This is a genomic window from Nocardioides sp. AX2bis, assembly GCF_902506435.1.
Lineage (GTDB): Bacteria > Actinomycetota > Actinomycetes > Propionibacteriales > Nocardioidaceae > Nocardioides.
Genome location: NZ_LR733215.1, coordinates 1998258 through 2012156 on the forward strand (window position 1 = coordinate 1998258; position 13899 = coordinate 2012156).

Genomic DNA, 13899 nt, shown 5'->3' on the forward strand with positions numbered 1-13899 from the left:
GGCGTGGCTAGCCTCGCGAGCGTGGCGAACGACGTACGGGTCCGGCTGGTCTACCCCCACCAGCTCTTCACCGAGCACCTCGACGTCCCGGACGGCACCACGTTCGTCCTGGTCGAGCACGACCTGCTGTTCCGGCAGTACGCCTTCCACAGCCACAAGCTGGTCCTGCACCGCGCCTCGATGACCCGCTTCGCCGACCGGCTGCGCGACGCCGGCCACGCCGTCGAGCTGGTCGGCAGCGACGGGCGTACGACCAGACGCGCCGCCACCGGCCGTGTGCTGGCCGAGCTCGGTGCCACCGAGGTGAGCGCGTACGACGTGGTCGACGACTGGCTCTCCCAGGACGTCGAGGCGACCCTCGACGAGGCCGGGCTGACCCTCGGCGGGGACGCCGACGCGGGCCACACCTGGCTGGACACCCCCAACTTCCTGGCCACCCGTGACGACCTGACGACCTACTTCGGCACGGCCGGCAAGAAGCCGCGGATGCAGCACTTCTACGCCTGGCAGCGCCGCCGCCTCGACGTCCTGGTCGAGTCCGACGAGCCGGTCGGCGGGAAGTGGTCCTTCGACGAGGACAACCGCAAGAAGCTGCCGAAGAACCACCCCGTGCCCGACGTGGCGCTGTTCGGTGGCGAGCGGGACGCCGCCGTCGACGACGCGGTGGCGTGGGTGGCCGAGCACTTCCCCGACGCCCCGGGCGACCCGGCGACGTTCGCCTGGCCGAGCACGCACGACGAGGCCGAGCAGGTGCTCGCGCAGTTCCTCGAGGAGCGGTTCACGCAGTTCGGGCCGTACGAGGACGCCGTCTCGACCGAGCACCCCTTCGTCTTCCACGGCCTGCTCACCCCGGGGCTCAACATCGGGCTGCTGTCACCGGCGCTGGTCCTCGAGCGCGCCCTGGTCGCCGCCGACGAGCACGACGTCGACCTGCCGTCGCTCGAGGGGTTCGTGCGCCAGGTGATCGGGTGGCGCGAGTACATGCGGGCCACGTACGTCCGTCACGGCCGGCAGATGCGCAGCCGCAACCACCTCGGTCACGGCCGTCCGCTGGCCGAGGGGTGGTGGACCGGCCACACCGGGCTCGACCCGGTCGACACCGTGCTGGAGCGGGTGCTCGAGCGCGGGTACGCCCACCACATCGAGCGGCTGATGGTCCTCGGGAACGCGATGTGCCTGCTGCGCACCGACCCTGACGCGGTCTACGAGTGGTTCATGGAGATGTTCGTCGACGCCTACGACTGGGTGATGGTGCCCAACGTCTACGCGATGTCCCAGTTCGCCTCCGGGGAGATGATCACCACCAAGCCGTACGTCTCGGGCAGCAACTACCTCAAGAAGATGACGGACTTCGGGCCGGGGGACTGGCGCGAGGACTGGGACGCGCTGTACTGGTCCTTCGTGCGCGACCACCTCGACGTCTTCACCCGCAACCCGCGCAGCTCGATGATCGCGCGGTCCTACGAGGGCATGGACCCGGCGAAGAAGGCCGCGCACAGCCGCCGGGCCGCCCCCTGGCTGGCGTGACCGGTCGCCGGGTGCCCGGCCGCGCGGGACTACGGTGGGCCCCATGAGCTCAGCCGCCGTCCCGGCGCCGGACCCCGCCGCCGGTGGGCCGCGCCCGTCGTACGAGACCGACCGCGGGCAGCCCTGCCCCGAGCTGTTCGAGGCGTGGCTCGGTGACGCCGGGCTCGACCTGATCTCCGACGACGCCACGGCCGGCCAGCCGGTCGGTCACGTCGAGGGCACGCGCGCGTTCCGCGACGTCCTGGGCCGGTTCGCCTCCGGCGTCACCGTGGTGACCGCGGTCCACGACGGCGTGCCGGTCGGGCTGACCTGCCAGTCGTTCTCCAGCGTCTCGCTCGACCCGCCGCTGGTGCTCTTCGTGCCGTCGCGGACCTCACGTGCCTGGCCGCTGATCCGCGAGACCGGGTCGTTCTGCGTCAACCTGCTCGCCAGCGACCAGGCGTGGGTGTCCAACACGATGGCCAGCAAGGGCGCCGACAAGTTCGCCGAGGTCGAGTGGCGCCCGTCGTCGCGCACCGGGTCCCCGGTGCTCGCCGGCACGCTCGGCCACGTCGACTGCACCATCGAGGCGGTGCACGAGACCGGCGACCACGACGTCGTGATCGGCCGGGTGCTGACCCTGGCCGGCGAGGCGCCGGGCGACCCGCTGGTGTTCTACCGGGGGCGTTACCGCACGACGGGCTGACCGACCGGCTGACCGTCAGTCGCGGGGGCCGCGGCCCGATAGTCCCTGACGAAATCGTCGCTGAACCGGCTGGACCCCGACGATTTCGTCAGGGACTACCTGCCCCGGCGCGAGTCAGTCGCGGGCGGTGAGGATCAGCGGGCCGTCGGCGGTGATCGCGATGGTGTGCTCCATGTGCGCGCCGCGCGAGCCGTCGACCGAGCGGATGGTCCAGCCGTCCGGGTCGAACTCGATCTCGTCGGTGGTGTGCAGGAACCACGGCTCGATCGCCAGGACGAGGCCCTCGCGCAGCTTGAGCCCACGCCCGGCGCGGCCGTCGTTCGGCACGTGCGGCTCGCCGTGCATCGTCTTGCCGACGCCGTGGCCGCCGAACTGGAGGTTGACGCCGAGCCCGGCGGCGCGGGCGACCTCGCCGATGGCGGCCGAGATGTCGCCGAGGCGGTTGCCCGGGACGGCCTGCGCGATGCCGGCGGCCAGCGCCCGGTCGGTGGTCTCGATGAGGTCGAGGTCCTCCTGGCGCGGGGTGCCGACGACCACCGAGAGAGCGGAGTCGGAGACCCAGCCCTGGAGGCTGACCGCGAAGTCGACCGAGAGCAGGTCGCCGTCGGCGAGCGCGTAGTCGTGGGGGAGGCCGTGCAGCACCGCGTCGTTGACCGAGGTGCACAGCACCTTGCCGAAGGGCGAGGCGCCGAAGGAGGGGTGGTAGTCGATGTAGCAGGACTCCGCCCCGGCGTCGCGGATCATCTGGTGGGCCAGGGCGTCCAGCTCGAGGAGGTTGACCCCGACGTCGGCCTTCTCGGCCAGGGCGGTGATCACCGAGGCCACGAACCGCCCGGCGGGTCGCATCTGCTCGATCTGGGTGGGGGTGCGGAGCTCGATCACGCTCCTCAGCCTACGGGGGCCGCGTCTCTGGCAGGGTGGCGGCCATGAAGCTCGGTCTGCAGCTGGGGTACTGGGGCGCGCAGCCGCCCACCGGGGTCGCGGAGCTCGTCGCCGCCGCCGAGGAGTCGGGCTTCGACGCCCTCTTCGCCGCCGAGGCGTGGGGCTCGGACGCCTTCACGCCGCTGGCGTGGTGGGGTCGCGAGACCAGCCGGCTGCGGCTCGGCACCTCGATCGTGCAGATGTCGGGCCGCACGCCGACGTCGATCGCGATGCACGTCCTGACCCTCGACCACCTCAGCGGCGGCCGCGTCGTGCTGGGGCTCGGCGTGAGCGGTCCGCAGGTCGTGGAGGGCTGGTACGGCGCGCCGTTCGCCAAGCCGCTGGCGCGCACCCGCGAGGTCGTCGACATCGTCCGCCAGGTCCTCGCCCGGCAGGGCCCGGTGACCAACGAGGGCCCGCACCACCCGCTGCCGTACGACCGCGACGACGCGACCGGGATGGGCAAGGCGCTCAAGCCGATCGTGCACCCGCTGCGCGCCGACGTGCCGATCTGGTTAGGCGCCGAGGGCCCGAAGAACGTCGCGCAGACCGCCGAGATCGCCGACGGCTGGATCCCGCTCTTCTACACGCCGGGCAGCGCCCACCTCTACCGCGACTGGCTCGACGAGGGCTTCGCCCGTCCTGGCGCCCGCCGCAGCCGCGCCGACTTCGAGATCGCCGCCTCCTGCCACCTGCAGGTCGTCGCCGACGCCGCCGAGAAGGACCGGGTCGTGCAGGCGATGAAGCCGACCGTCGCGCTCTACATGGGCGGGATGGGTGCCAAGGAGCAGAACTTCCACAAGCAGGTCTTCGTGCGGATGGGGCACGAGGCCCTGGCCGACGAGGTCCAGGAGCTGTACCTGGGCGGGAGGAAGGACGAGGCCGCCGCACTCATCCCCGACTCCCTGGTCGACGACCTCCACATCATCGGCGAGCCCGCCGAGGTCCGCGAGAAGGTCGCCGCGTGGGAGGAGACCGGCGTGACCACGCTGCTGCTCAGCCTGCGGAGCGCCGACGAGGTACGCCGGGTGGCCGACGCCGTCCTGTAGGACCCGCCGGTCGAGGAGTGAGCCCCGCCGGTCGAGGAGCGAGCCCCGCCGGTCGAGCAGCGAGCGCAGCCCCGGTGGTCGAGGAGCGCGCGCAGCCCCGGTGGTCGAGGAGCGAGCGCAGCCCCGGTGGTCGAGCAGCGGGCTCAGCCCCGGTGGTCGAGGAGCGAGCGCAGCGAGCGTCACGAGACCAGGCCCGGACGACCTACCGCCCCTCCCACGTCGTCACGCACGCCCGGTTCCCCTGCGCGTCGGCGAGCACCCAGAACGCCGGCGCGGACGAGTCGTCGACCAGCACCCCACCCGCCGCGACCGCGGCGGCGATCCGGCCCTCGACCACCTCGGGCGGCACCCGCAGGTCGAGGTGCCAGCGCTGCCGGGGCGTCTCGTGGGCGTCGGTGGGCTGGAACCAGATCGAGGCCCGGTGCCCGGTGGTGTCGCGGAGCTGGAGCTCGCCCCACGCCTCCACGGTGTCGTACTCCAGCAGCGCCGCCCAGAACGGCCGCACCGCCGTCTCGTCCTCCGTGTCGAGGGCCAGCTCGAGGACGCTGGTGCGCTCCGGGTGCGGTACGGCCCCGGCGGCCCGTGCCAGCTCGCTGACACGCTGCGCCAGGGCGACGTCGCGCGAGGTCACCCCGCCGACGTCGCGGCTGACGAGCCGGACGTCGAGCCGCCCCGCGCCCAGGTCGAGGTCGGGGACGTGGCCCATCTCCTCGGCGACCGTCGCGATGGCGTCGACCAGCCGGACCGCGCCGCCGAAGTCGCCGGTGTCGAAGCTGGCGTGCAGGCGGTCGATCAGCATCCGCCAGTCCGGCAGGTCCACACCCACCAGGTCCTGCTCGGTCAGCAGCCGCGTCGGGTCCACCGGGGGCCTCAGTGCGCCTGTCCCGTCGACGCGGTCGTGCCGCCGTCGACGGGAAGCCACGCACCGGTGACGTACGCCGCGTCGTCGCTGGCCAGCCACAGCACCGCCGGCGCGATGTCCTCCGGCCTGCCCGGGCGCCCCAGCGCGATCCGGTCCTCGGCCTTGGCCAGGGCCTCGGGGTCGTCGGCGACGGCCTGGGTCAGCCCGGTGATCGTCAGCGCGGGGGCGACGGCGTTGAGACGCACCCCGCGGGGGCCGTAGTCGAGGGCGAGGGACTGCACGAAGTTCATGATCGCGGCCTTGGTGGCGTTGTAGACCGCCTGACCCCAGTCCCCGCGCATCCCGGAGACCGACCCGACGACGACCAGGTTGCCGCCGACCTTCTCCAGCTCCGGCAGCGCGTGCCGGGCGACGTGGACGAACCCGTCGATGTTGGCCGCGCGCACGGATCGCCAGGTCCCGAGCTCGATCTCGTCGAACGGCCCGTTGGCGTACGCCGCCGCGTTGTTGACCACGACGTCCAGGCGGCCCCACCGCTCCAGCACGGCCTGCACCATGGCCGCGGCCTGCTCGTCCTCGGCCACGTCGGCGGTGACCACCAGCCCGCGGTCGGCGTCGTACGGCGCCAGCGTCTCCCCGAGCGGCGCCCGCCGGCGGCCGGCGACCGCCACCCGGGCACCGTTGGCCAGGAAGGCCTGCGCGACGGCGCGTCCGATGCCGCTGCCCCCGCCGGTGACCAGGACGACCCGGTCGTCGAGGGCGTAACGGTTGCTGGTGGTCCCGGGGGTGCTCATGGCGTGACCCTAGGTCGGTCCCGAGGGGTGATCAGCCGACCGCGTCGACGTCGGGTTGCGTCGCGCGTAGTGATCGGCCCCGTCGAAGGCTCCGCAGTCACGTCTCCCCAGGTCGCCCGTGGCCCGCCGGGCGATCACTACGCACGACGCCCGTGCGCACCCCCGGTGCCGAGCCCGCGCACCTGTGCGGGTGACGCAGGATGGAGCCATGGACTACACCCGACTCGGACGCACCGGCCTCGAAGTCCCCCGCCTCACGGTGGGCTGCATGAGCTGGGGGGACCCCGCCCGCGGCGGGCACCCGTGGGTGCTCGACGAGGCCGCCGCCCGCGAGATCGTCGTGGCGGCGCTCGAGGCCGGCCTGACGTTCTTCGACACCGCCAACGTCTACTCCGGAGGCAGCAGCGAGGAGTTCACCGGCCGGATCCTGCGCGACGTCGCCGACCGCGACGACTACCTGCTGGCCACCAAGGTGCACGGCCGGATGCGGCCGGGGCCGAACGGTGCCGGGCTCTCGCGCAAGGCGATCATGGCCGAGATCGACCACTCCCTGACCCGGCTGGGCGTCGACCACGTCGACCTGTACCAGATCCACCGGTGGGACCCGGAGACGCCGATCGAGGAGACGATGGAGGCGCTGCACGACGTGGTGAAGGCCGGCAAGGCCCGCTACCTCGGTGCCTCGTCGATGTGGGCGTGGCAGATGGCCAAGGCCCAGCACGTCGCGGTCGTCCACGGCTGGACGCCGTTCGTGTCCATGCAGGACCACTACAACCTGCTCTACCGCGAGGAGGAGCGGGAGATGCTGCCGCTCTGCGCCGACCAGGGCCTCGGCGTGCTGCCGTGGAGCCCGCTGGCGCGGGGGAGGCTGGCGCGTCCGTGGGACAGCACGACCGCGCGTACCGAGACCGACGAGTTCGGCGGCACCCTCTACCGCGACGGGGACGCCGCGGTGGTGGAGCGGGTCGGCGTGGTAGCCGAGCGGCGGGGCGTGTCGATGGCGCAGGTGGCGATGGCGTGGCTGCTGGCCCAGCCCGTCGTGACCTCGCCGATCATCGGCGTCACGAAGATGCACCACCTGACCGACGCGCTGGCCGCGGTCGACCTCCGGCTGAGCGACGAGGAGGTCGCCGAGCTCTCCGACGGGTACGTGCCGCACGCGGTGGTGGGGCACCGCTGAGCAGGGCCGGCGGCCCTGCTCAGTGCCTCACGGCCGACGGACGACGTACGAGGAGGTCCAGATCGGGTCGACCTTGACCGGGGTGCCGGAGCGGCTGGCGTGCACGATCCGGTTCTTCCCCAGGAAGATGCCGGCGTGGTAGGCGTCGCCGTTCGAGACGAACACGATGATGTCGCCCCTCTTCTTGTCCGACTTCGCGATCGCCCGGAGGCCGGCCTTCTGCTGGTCGGTGGTCCTCGGGATGGTGCGACCGGTCCGGCCGTAGGAGAACTTGGTCAGGCCGGAGCAGTCGAAGGCGTCCGGTCCGCTGGCGCCGTACCGGTAGGGGTCGCCGCGCTGGGCGAGCGCGACCTTGGTGGCGCGCAGCCGCTGCTTCTCGGTGGTCTTGACGGTGGCCGCCTCGGCGGACTGCCCACCGTGGTCGGCGGGCAGGGCGCCCAGCAGGCCGGTGAACAGCAGGGTGCCGAGGAGGACGGCGAGCGCGCGCGTGATGACGGACATGGGTGACCCTTCGCCCACGCCTGCGGAATGTGACCTGTCGGGTTCGGGCTGACGGTGCCCGCTCAGCGTGCTGAGCTCACCCCAAGGCCCCGCAGCGGACTGCGGCGGCCGGACTTCTCGGGTATCCCATCTCCACCCAGGGACGTGGCGGCACGGAGCGGGTGGAGCTCGGCGCTCTCCGGCCGGCGCGCCCGGTGGCGCGCGCGGAGCAATGTACGCGCTCCCGGCCCGGGCGGACCAGGGGCCGTTGGGCCTGGGACCGGCGCGTTCCGGGCACGGCGGACCGTGGGGCTGTAGTCCGGCTGCTCAGCCCCCGGCGGACGGCAGCCAGTCCCGCCGCAGCAGGCCGAACACCCACGAGTCCGAGACGACCCCCTCGACGACGCAGTCCTCGCGCTGCGTGCCCTCGTGCACGAAACCGAGCTTCTCCAGCACGCGGGCGGAGGCGACGTTGCGGGTGTCGGTCTCGGCCTGGACGCGGTTCAGGTCCAGGGTGTCGAAGGCCCACCGGAGCACGGCCCCGGCCGCCTCCGTCGCGTAGCCGTGGCCCCACGCGGCCTCGCTGAAGCAGTAGCCGAGCGCGGCGCTGCGGTAGTCGGCGTTCCACCGGGTGAGGCCGCACCAGCCGAGGAAGACCCCGTCGTCCGCGCGGTCGACGGCCACTCGCGCACCGGTGCCGTCCTCCGCGACCTGCCGGCAGCGTGCGAGGAACTGGTCGGCGCGCGCTCGCTCCTCCCACGGCGGTGCGTCCCAGTAGCGCTGCACCGTCCGGCTGCTGTGCAACGCGAAGAGGTCGTCGGCGTCGTCGGCGACGAGCGGGCGCAGGCGCAGCCGTCCGGTGTGCAGGGTGGGGGTCGGCAGGGTCATGGGCGCCATGGTGCCGCGTGTGACGATCTGGCGGTGGGTGCCGAGGACGTGACGACCGAGCGGCTGTGCCTGACCCGGCCGGTGGCGGCCGATGCGGCCGGGGTGTTCGCCGTCCTCGGAGACCTGCGCACCACCGGGTACAACCCGTCCGACGCACTCAGGGACCTCGTCGGGGCCGCGGCGCTCGTCGCCACGTGGGACCGCCACTGGGAGGAGCACGGGTTCGGCTACCGGTGCGTACGGGAGCCTGGTCTCGACCGCGTCATCGGGTACGCCGGCGTCAAGCGGGCGTCCATGGGCGGCCGGCCGGTGCTCAACCTGGTCTACCGCTTCGTGCCGGAGGTGTGGGGACGGGGACTGGCCACCGAGGCAGCCTCGGCCGTGGTCTCGACGGCTCGCGACGACATGCCGACGGAGACGATCGTGGCGCGCGTACGGCCCGGGAACCGCGCCAGCCAGGGCGTGGCGCTGAAAGCCGGGCTGCGACGCGACGCGTCGATGGACTGCCAGGGCGAGGACGGCCTCGACTGGGTCTTCGCCAGTCGACCCGTCCCGTGAGGGCGGTGGTGTGCGCCGGCAGCGATGCCCGTCGCCGATGTCGCATACTCCGCCCATGACGCCTCCTCGTGTCCTCTCGTGCGTGGCGCGGGCCGCGGTGCTGCTGAGCGGGTGCGGCGGTGCACCGTCCAGTGACGAGGACACGCCGAGGAAGGGCGGAGCCCGGGCGCAGGGCGGCTACCTCGAGGTGAGGGAGCCCGCGGCGACGCGGTGCGTGGGCGAGCTCGGCGCGGTGGAGGTGGAGGGCGACCTGCTGGTCCCGAGGGACCGCACCTGTGAGCTGGAGGGGACGGCGATCGGTGGCCGGACGATCGTCTCGTCCGGCGCGTCCCTCTACGCGCGGGACTCCGAGTTCGGTGAAGGGATCAGCGCTCACTGGTTCCGCCGGGTCGAGCTGCTCGGTGGCCGCGCGGAGGGGCGACCCCGCGCCTGGAGCCTCGCGCAGACTCCGCCGGAGTACAGCAAGGTCACCGACTTCGACTTCGTCGGCGGGGGTCGCGTCTCGGTCCAGGACGGCCCCGGCAACGGCTCCTACCACTTCCTGAACAACTCCGGACGCGTCGAGGTCACCGGCCTGGGCCTGGACCTCGGCCACGTGTACTGCTTCGGGAACACGCGTCGGCCCGTCGTCAGCGGCATCTCCGGGGAGTCGCCCGCGGTGGTGCAGGGTCAGTGCGCCGGGCTGCGGAGCCTCACCCCCGACTCGGACTTCTGAGATCCACCCGTACGCCTGACGCACGCGGCGTCGGCCGACCGGACGGCGTCATTCCCCGACCCGCCCGTCGATCCCCTCCCGCACCAGGTCCGCGTGACCGCAGTGCCGGGCGTACTCGGTGATGATCCGCAGCACCAGCCACCGCAGGTCGATCTCCTCGTGCCAGTCGAGGGGCCGCGCGGTGTCGTCGAGGTCGTGGGCCGCGACGATCTCCCGGGAGACGGCGCAGTCGGCGCGCCAGGCCTCCAGGTCGGCCGCGAAGTCGGCGTCTGCCGGCGGGTCGAAGTCGAGGTCCGGGTGGTCGTCGCTGAAGAACAGGGACGGGACGTCGCGGCGCTCGAAGTTCTGCTGGAACCACCACCGCTCGACGTCGGCGAGGTGGCGGACGAGGCCGTGCAGCGACAGCGTGGACGGTGGCACGGGCCTGCTCCGGGCCTGCTCCGCGGTCACGCCGCGGCACTTCATCTCGACCGTCGCGCGGAAGTGCTCCAGGTACGCCGCGAGCGCCTCGCGCTCCCCGGCGACGCGGGGGATGCGCGGGCGGTCGTCGTCGGCCCACACGGGGGCGAAGGCATCCGCGCTCAGGCCGGACTCCGGCGCGCGGTCGGCAGCACGGTCGCTCATGGCGACACTCTGGTGACCCGGAGCCCCACCGTCCAGAGCCTCAGTCCTCGCCCCGCAGCGAGAACGACCGCAGCCGGTCGCCGGCCAGCCACACGCCGCCGACGGTGACGACCACGCTCGCCAGCACCGCCCAGACCAGGTTCGTCGGGTCGGGCAGCGCCGCCGACACCTCGTACCCGATCCGGAGGCCCCACTGCGCGACGCTCAGCCACGCGACGCCGCTGAGCAGGTTGCCCAGCAGCCCCTCCCAGATCAGCACGAACAGCAGCGACACGATCACCGCGTGCCGGGTGAGGGCGGAGACGGCGAGGAAGAGCGCGGAGTACGTCGTCCCGGCGACCGCCGCGGCCAGGCCGATCGCGGGCGCACGGTCGCCGCCACCGGCGATCAGTGCCGACACGAACAGCGGCAGCGCCCCGGCCACCAGCGTCGCGGCCCAGGCGACCACCCACTTGCTGAGGGCGACACCGTGCCGGCTGATCGGCTTCGAGAGCAGGTAGACGATCGACCCGTCGTCGACCTCCGGTCCCAGGACCGACGACGCGGCCAGGACGGCGACCAGCGGCAGCACGATCGGGTACCCGAGGCCGGGCAGCAGCGGCCAGGCCGCCTCGCGGTCGGTCAGGACCGCGATCAGCACGGTCAGCGCGACCAGCAGCACCGGCAGGGCGAGCAGCAGCCAGAACCGGCGGCGGCCGAGCAGCGCCTGCGCGGCGAGCCGGACGATGGTGGCGTTCACGCGTCACTCCTCATCGGGTCGCCCGTCGTCAGGCCGGTCATCGGTTCACCAGGTAGGCGAAGACGCTCTCCAGCGACTCGTCGCTGGGGGAGAGGTCGAGCAGGGTCAGGCCGTGCGCCCGCGCCCACTGCGGCAGCCCGACGGCGAAGCTGCCGAGGTCGTCGACCTCGACGTCGAGGCCGCTGTCGGGTCGCAGGCGTACGGCCCGCACCGACGGCTGCGCGATCAGGACCGTGGCGAGGGCGCGGTCGTCGCTGGACGTGACGGCGTACTGCACCGGGCGGTCGGTCATCAGTCGCCGGATCGCGCCGAAGTCGCCGGACGCGGCGTGCCGACCGGAGACCACGACCTCGATGTGGCGGGCCAGGCGCTCGACCTCCTCGAGGATGTGGGAGCTGAACAGCACCGTGCGGCCCTCGTCGCCGAGCCGGCGCAGCAGGTCCATCAGGTGCATCCGCTGCCGCGGGTCGACGCCGTTGAACGGCTCGTCGAGCAGCAGGAGGGCCGGGGCGTGCACCAGGGCAGCCGCGATCTTGACCCGCTGGCGCATGCCCTTGGAGTAGGTGTCGAGGTTCCGGCCCGCGGGCTCGACCATGTCGACCACCCCGAGGATCCGCTCGGTCGCGGCGCCCGGGTCGGTGAGCCCGTGCAGGTCGGCGTTGGCGCGCACGAACTGACGGCCGGTGAGGTAGCCGAAGCTCAGCTCCCGCTCCGGGACCAGGCCGATCTGCCGGTACGCCTCGGTGTGCCGCCACACCGGCTTGCCGTCGAGCAGGACGGTGCCGGCCGACGGGGCCAGGAAGCCGGTCATCAGCGCCATCAGGGTCGTCTTGCCGGCGCCGTTCGGGCCGAGCAGCCCGGTGACGCCGGGGCTGATCGTCAGCGACACGTCGTTGACGGCGACGACGTTGCCGAACCAGCGGGACACCGAGTCCAGGACCAGCGTGCTCATCGCGAGGCCACCTTCATCAGGCGCCGGACCAGGGCGGCGGTGGTGACGGCCGCGACCAGCACGGCGACGGCGAGGTACGCCACGACCCATCCGCCGCTCGGCGGGGTGAAGACCGTGACGCCGGCGTCCCACGCGTCGGCGAGGCCGCTGTGCAGCGACCAGGGGGACGCCAGGCCGGCCGCGACCCCGACGTCGTCGGCGCCCTCGGCCTGGGCGATCGCCTGGACGGCGGTGACCACGCCCGGCACGACCACCAGGGCGACGATCGAGCCGACGATGGCGAAGCCGCGACGCAGCGACACCGAGGAGATCAGGCCGGTGATGCCGGCCACGACGGTGGTGGTGAGCAGCAGGAGCGCGACCGCCTTGAGCAGCGCGGTGGTCTGGTCGGAGACGTCGAGGCCGGCCAGCAGTGCCCCGACGTAGAGCACGAGCTGGGGGAGCAGCGTGAAGACCAGCAGGGCGCTGGTCAGCGACAGCCACCGGGTCAGCGCGAACACCGGCGCCGGCAGCGGGCGGGCGAGGTAGAGCACGATCGAGCGGTGGCGCAGGTCGCGGGAGAACAGCACCGGCGCCTGGGCGGCCGCGAAGAGGCTCACCAGCAGCTGCGTCTGGGTCGTGTACGAGGCGTACCCGATCGGCAGCTCGTCGAGGCTGATCAGCGTGACCACGCCGACGACGATCGCGGCCGGCAGGGTGCAGAGCCCGAGCAGCAGGAACGGCAGGATCTTGGACTTCCCCGACCGGCCGAGCCCGAAGGCGTGGCGGAGGCCGGTGACGTAGAGGGTCCGCGCGATGGTCGCGGTGCCGTCGCGGGGGCCGTCGTAGCGGCGGTAGCCCAGGTCGTGGATGACGCCGGTGCGCTCAGCCACGGGCCACCTCCTGCTGTGCGGATGCCGGGCCCTGGAGGAACACGTCCTCGAGGTGGTGCCGGTCCGGCTGCAGGCGCATGAGTCCGAGCCCCAGGTCGGCGGCGGTGTCGCGGACGAGGTCGTGGACGGGCAGCTGCGGCGCCGGGTCGATCACGACGGCGGTGCCGCGCGGCCGGCACGGCAGCCCGGCCGCGGCCAGCGCCTCGCCGAACCGGTCGCGCTCCGTCGTCCCGCCGACCACCTCGACCAGCAGGCTGCCCGTCTGCTCCAGGAAGTCGCCGGTCGCGCTCGAGCGGAGCAGGTGGCCCGCGTCGAGCACGACGACGTGGTCGCTGACCTGCTCCAGCTCGCCGAGCAGGTGGGAGGTGACGAGCACGGCGATGCCGAAGTCGGCGCCGATGCGGCGCACCAGGCGCAGCATGTCCGTACGCGCCGCCGGGTCCAGGCCGTTGGTGGGCTCGTCGAGGAAGACCAGACGCGGGTCGTGGACCAGGGCCTGGGCGAGCTTCGCGCGCTGCTTCATGCCGGTGGAGAAGCCGCCCATCGGGCGGTAGCGCTCCTCGTCGAGGCCGACGTGGCGCAGCACGTCGGCCGACCGCTCGCGGGCTGCCGAGGCGCCGAGTCCCGACATCCGGGCCATGTGCACCACGAAGTCGCTGGCGCTGACGTCGGGCGGCAGGCAGTCGTGCTCGGGCATGTAGCCGACCACGCGGCGGATCTCCTCGCCGGCGGTCGCGATGTCGTGTCCCAGCACGCTCGCCCGGCCGGAGGTCGGCTCGAGCAGGCCGAGCAGGATCTTGATCAGCGTCGACTTGCCGGCGCCGTTCGCGCCGACCAGGCCGGTCACCCCGGGACCCACCTCGATGTCGAGGTCGGTCAGCGCGTGCACCTGGCCGTAGTGCTTGGTCAGCCCCGTGGTCGCGATGACCTGCTCGCCGTCCTCCGTCACGAGGCCGACCCTAGCGAGGGTGGAGGCCGCCGGGACGGACGCGGGACGGGGCGGTGCGACCCGACCGGATCCGACCGCGATCATCGGGTCGGCGCCCACCCGGG

At 73.1% G+C, this 13899-nt stretch carries 16 protein-coding genes; 6 read left to right on the top strand and 10 right to left on the bottom strand.

Features of this window, described 5'->3' with window-relative positions; all coding sequences use genetic code 11:
• The first annotated feature begins 21 nt into the window (after window positions 1-21).
• Together GV155_RS09520 and GV155_RS09525 are read left to right on the top strand one after the other, a co-directional pair.
• A complete protein-coding gene (locus GV155_RS09520; protein WP_201300127.1) occupies window positions 22-1527 on the top strand; it encodes a cryptochrome/photolyase family protein in 1506 nt (501 codons plus the stop codon).
• Between the two features lie 43 nt (window positions 1528-1570).
• On the top strand, window positions 1571-2212 hold the full coding sequence (locus tag GV155_RS09525) for a flavin reductase family protein (protein WP_160007415.1): 642 nt from the start codon (window positions 1571-1573) through the stop codon (window positions 2210-2212).
• Between the two features lie 114 nt (window positions 2213-2326).
• Here GV155_RS09525 and map read toward each other — a convergent pair whose 3' ends face one another.
• Window positions 2327-3094 carry a type I methionyl aminopeptidase gene (map, locus tag GV155_RS09530; protein WP_160007417.1) on the bottom strand — a complete coding sequence of 256 codons (768 nt, stop codon included), beginning with the start codon at window positions 3092-3094 and terminating at the stop codon, window positions 2327-2329.
• A 44-nt stretch (window positions 3095-3138) separates the two neighbouring features.
• Between map and GV155_RS09535 the strand changes: the two genes are divergently transcribed.
• Window positions 3139-4182, top strand: coding sequence for an LLM class F420-dependent oxidoreductase (locus tag GV155_RS09535; RefSeq protein ID WP_160007419.1), 1044 nt, complete (start codon window positions 3139-3141; stop codon window positions 4180-4182).
• 202 nt (window positions 4183-4384) lie between these two features.
• Here GV155_RS09535 and GV155_RS09540 read toward each other — a convergent pair whose 3' ends face one another.
• Both GV155_RS09540 and GV155_RS09545 read right to left on the bottom strand, forming a co-directional pair.
• Window positions 4385-5044, bottom strand: coding sequence for a 4a-hydroxytetrahydrobiopterin dehydratase (locus GV155_RS09540; RefSeq protein WP_236554233.1), 660 nt, complete (start codon window positions 5042-5044; stop codon window positions 4385-4387).
• Between the two features lie 8 nt (window positions 5045-5052).
• The gene (locus tag GV155_RS09545; RefSeq protein WP_160007421.1) at window positions 5053-5838 is read right to left on the bottom strand and encodes an SDR family NAD(P)-dependent oxidoreductase; all 786 of its coding nucleotides are present in this window, start codon (window positions 5836-5838) and stop codon (window positions 5053-5055) included.
• Window positions 5839-6046: 208 nt separating this feature from the next.
• Here GV155_RS09545 and GV155_RS09550 point away from each other — a divergent pair, with 208 nt between their 5' ends.
• Window positions 6047-7018 (top strand): aldo/keto reductase, encoded by a 972-nt coding sequence (locus GV155_RS09550; RefSeq protein ID WP_160007423.1) that lies wholly within the window; start codon window positions 6047-6049, stop codon window positions 7016-7018.
• 27 nt (window positions 7019-7045) lie between these two features.
• Here GV155_RS09550 and GV155_RS09555 read toward each other — a convergent pair whose 3' ends face one another.
• Complete coding sequence (locus tag GV155_RS09555; protein WP_160007425.1) at window positions 7046-7519, bottom strand: C40 family peptidase; 474 nt, start codon at window positions 7517-7519, stop codon at window positions 7046-7048.
• A 306-nt stretch (window positions 7520-7825) separates the two neighbouring features.
• Window positions 7826-8386: a GNAT family N-acetyltransferase gene (locus GV155_RS09560; RefSeq protein ID WP_160007427.1), complete on the bottom strand. Its 561-nt coding sequence runs from the start codon at window positions 8384-8386 to the stop codon at window positions 7826-7828.
• A gap of 33 nt (window positions 8387-8419) precedes the next feature.
• On the opposite strand from GV155_RS09560, the gene GV155_RS09565 reads away from it, so the two are divergent.
• Window positions 8420-8944, top strand: a complete 525-nt coding sequence (locus GV155_RS09565; protein WP_160007429.1) for a GNAT family N-acetyltransferase — start codon at window positions 8420-8422, stop codon at window positions 8942-8944.
• Between the two features lie 55 nt (window positions 8945-8999).
• Complete coding sequence (locus tag GV155_RS09570) at window positions 9000-9659, top strand: hypothetical protein (RefSeq protein WP_160007431.1); 660 nt, start codon at window positions 9000-9002, stop codon at window positions 9657-9659.
• A 48-nt stretch (window positions 9660-9707) separates the two neighbouring features.
• Here the strand turns inward: GV155_RS09570 and GV155_RS09575 are convergent, their stop codons facing one another.
• From GV155_RS09575 to GV155_RS09595, 5 genes are read right to left on the bottom strand one after another with little or no spacing between them, the layout of a single operon-like run.
• On the bottom strand, window positions 9708-10283 hold the full coding sequence (locus tag GV155_RS09575) for a DinB family protein (protein WP_160007433.1): 576 nt from the start codon (window positions 10281-10283) through the stop codon (window positions 9708-9710).
• 40 nt (window positions 10284-10323) lie between these two features.
• Window positions 10324-11022 (bottom strand): ABC transporter permease subunit, encoded by a 699-nt coding sequence (locus tag GV155_RS09580; RefSeq protein WP_160007435.1) that lies wholly within the window; start codon window positions 11020-11022, stop codon window positions 10324-10326.
• 37 nt (window positions 11023-11059) lie between these two features.
• Window positions 11060-11974: an ABC transporter ATP-binding protein gene (locus GV155_RS09585; RefSeq protein ID WP_160007437.1), complete on the bottom strand. Its 915-nt coding sequence runs from the start codon at window positions 11972-11974 to the stop codon at window positions 11060-11062.
• A complete protein-coding gene (locus GV155_RS09590; RefSeq protein WP_160007439.1) occupies window positions 11971-12846 on the bottom strand; it encodes an ABC transporter permease in 876 nt (291 codons plus the stop codon). Before GV155_RS09590 ends, GV155_RS09585 begins: the two co-directional genes overlap by 4 nt.
• Complete coding sequence (locus tag GV155_RS09595) at window positions 12839-13795, bottom strand: ABC transporter ATP-binding protein (RefSeq protein WP_236554234.1); 957 nt, start codon at window positions 13793-13795, stop codon at window positions 12839-12841. The genes GV155_RS09590 and GV155_RS09595 overlap by 8 nt, the downstream gene beginning before the upstream one ends.
• Window positions 13796-13899: the final 104 nt, after the last annotated feature.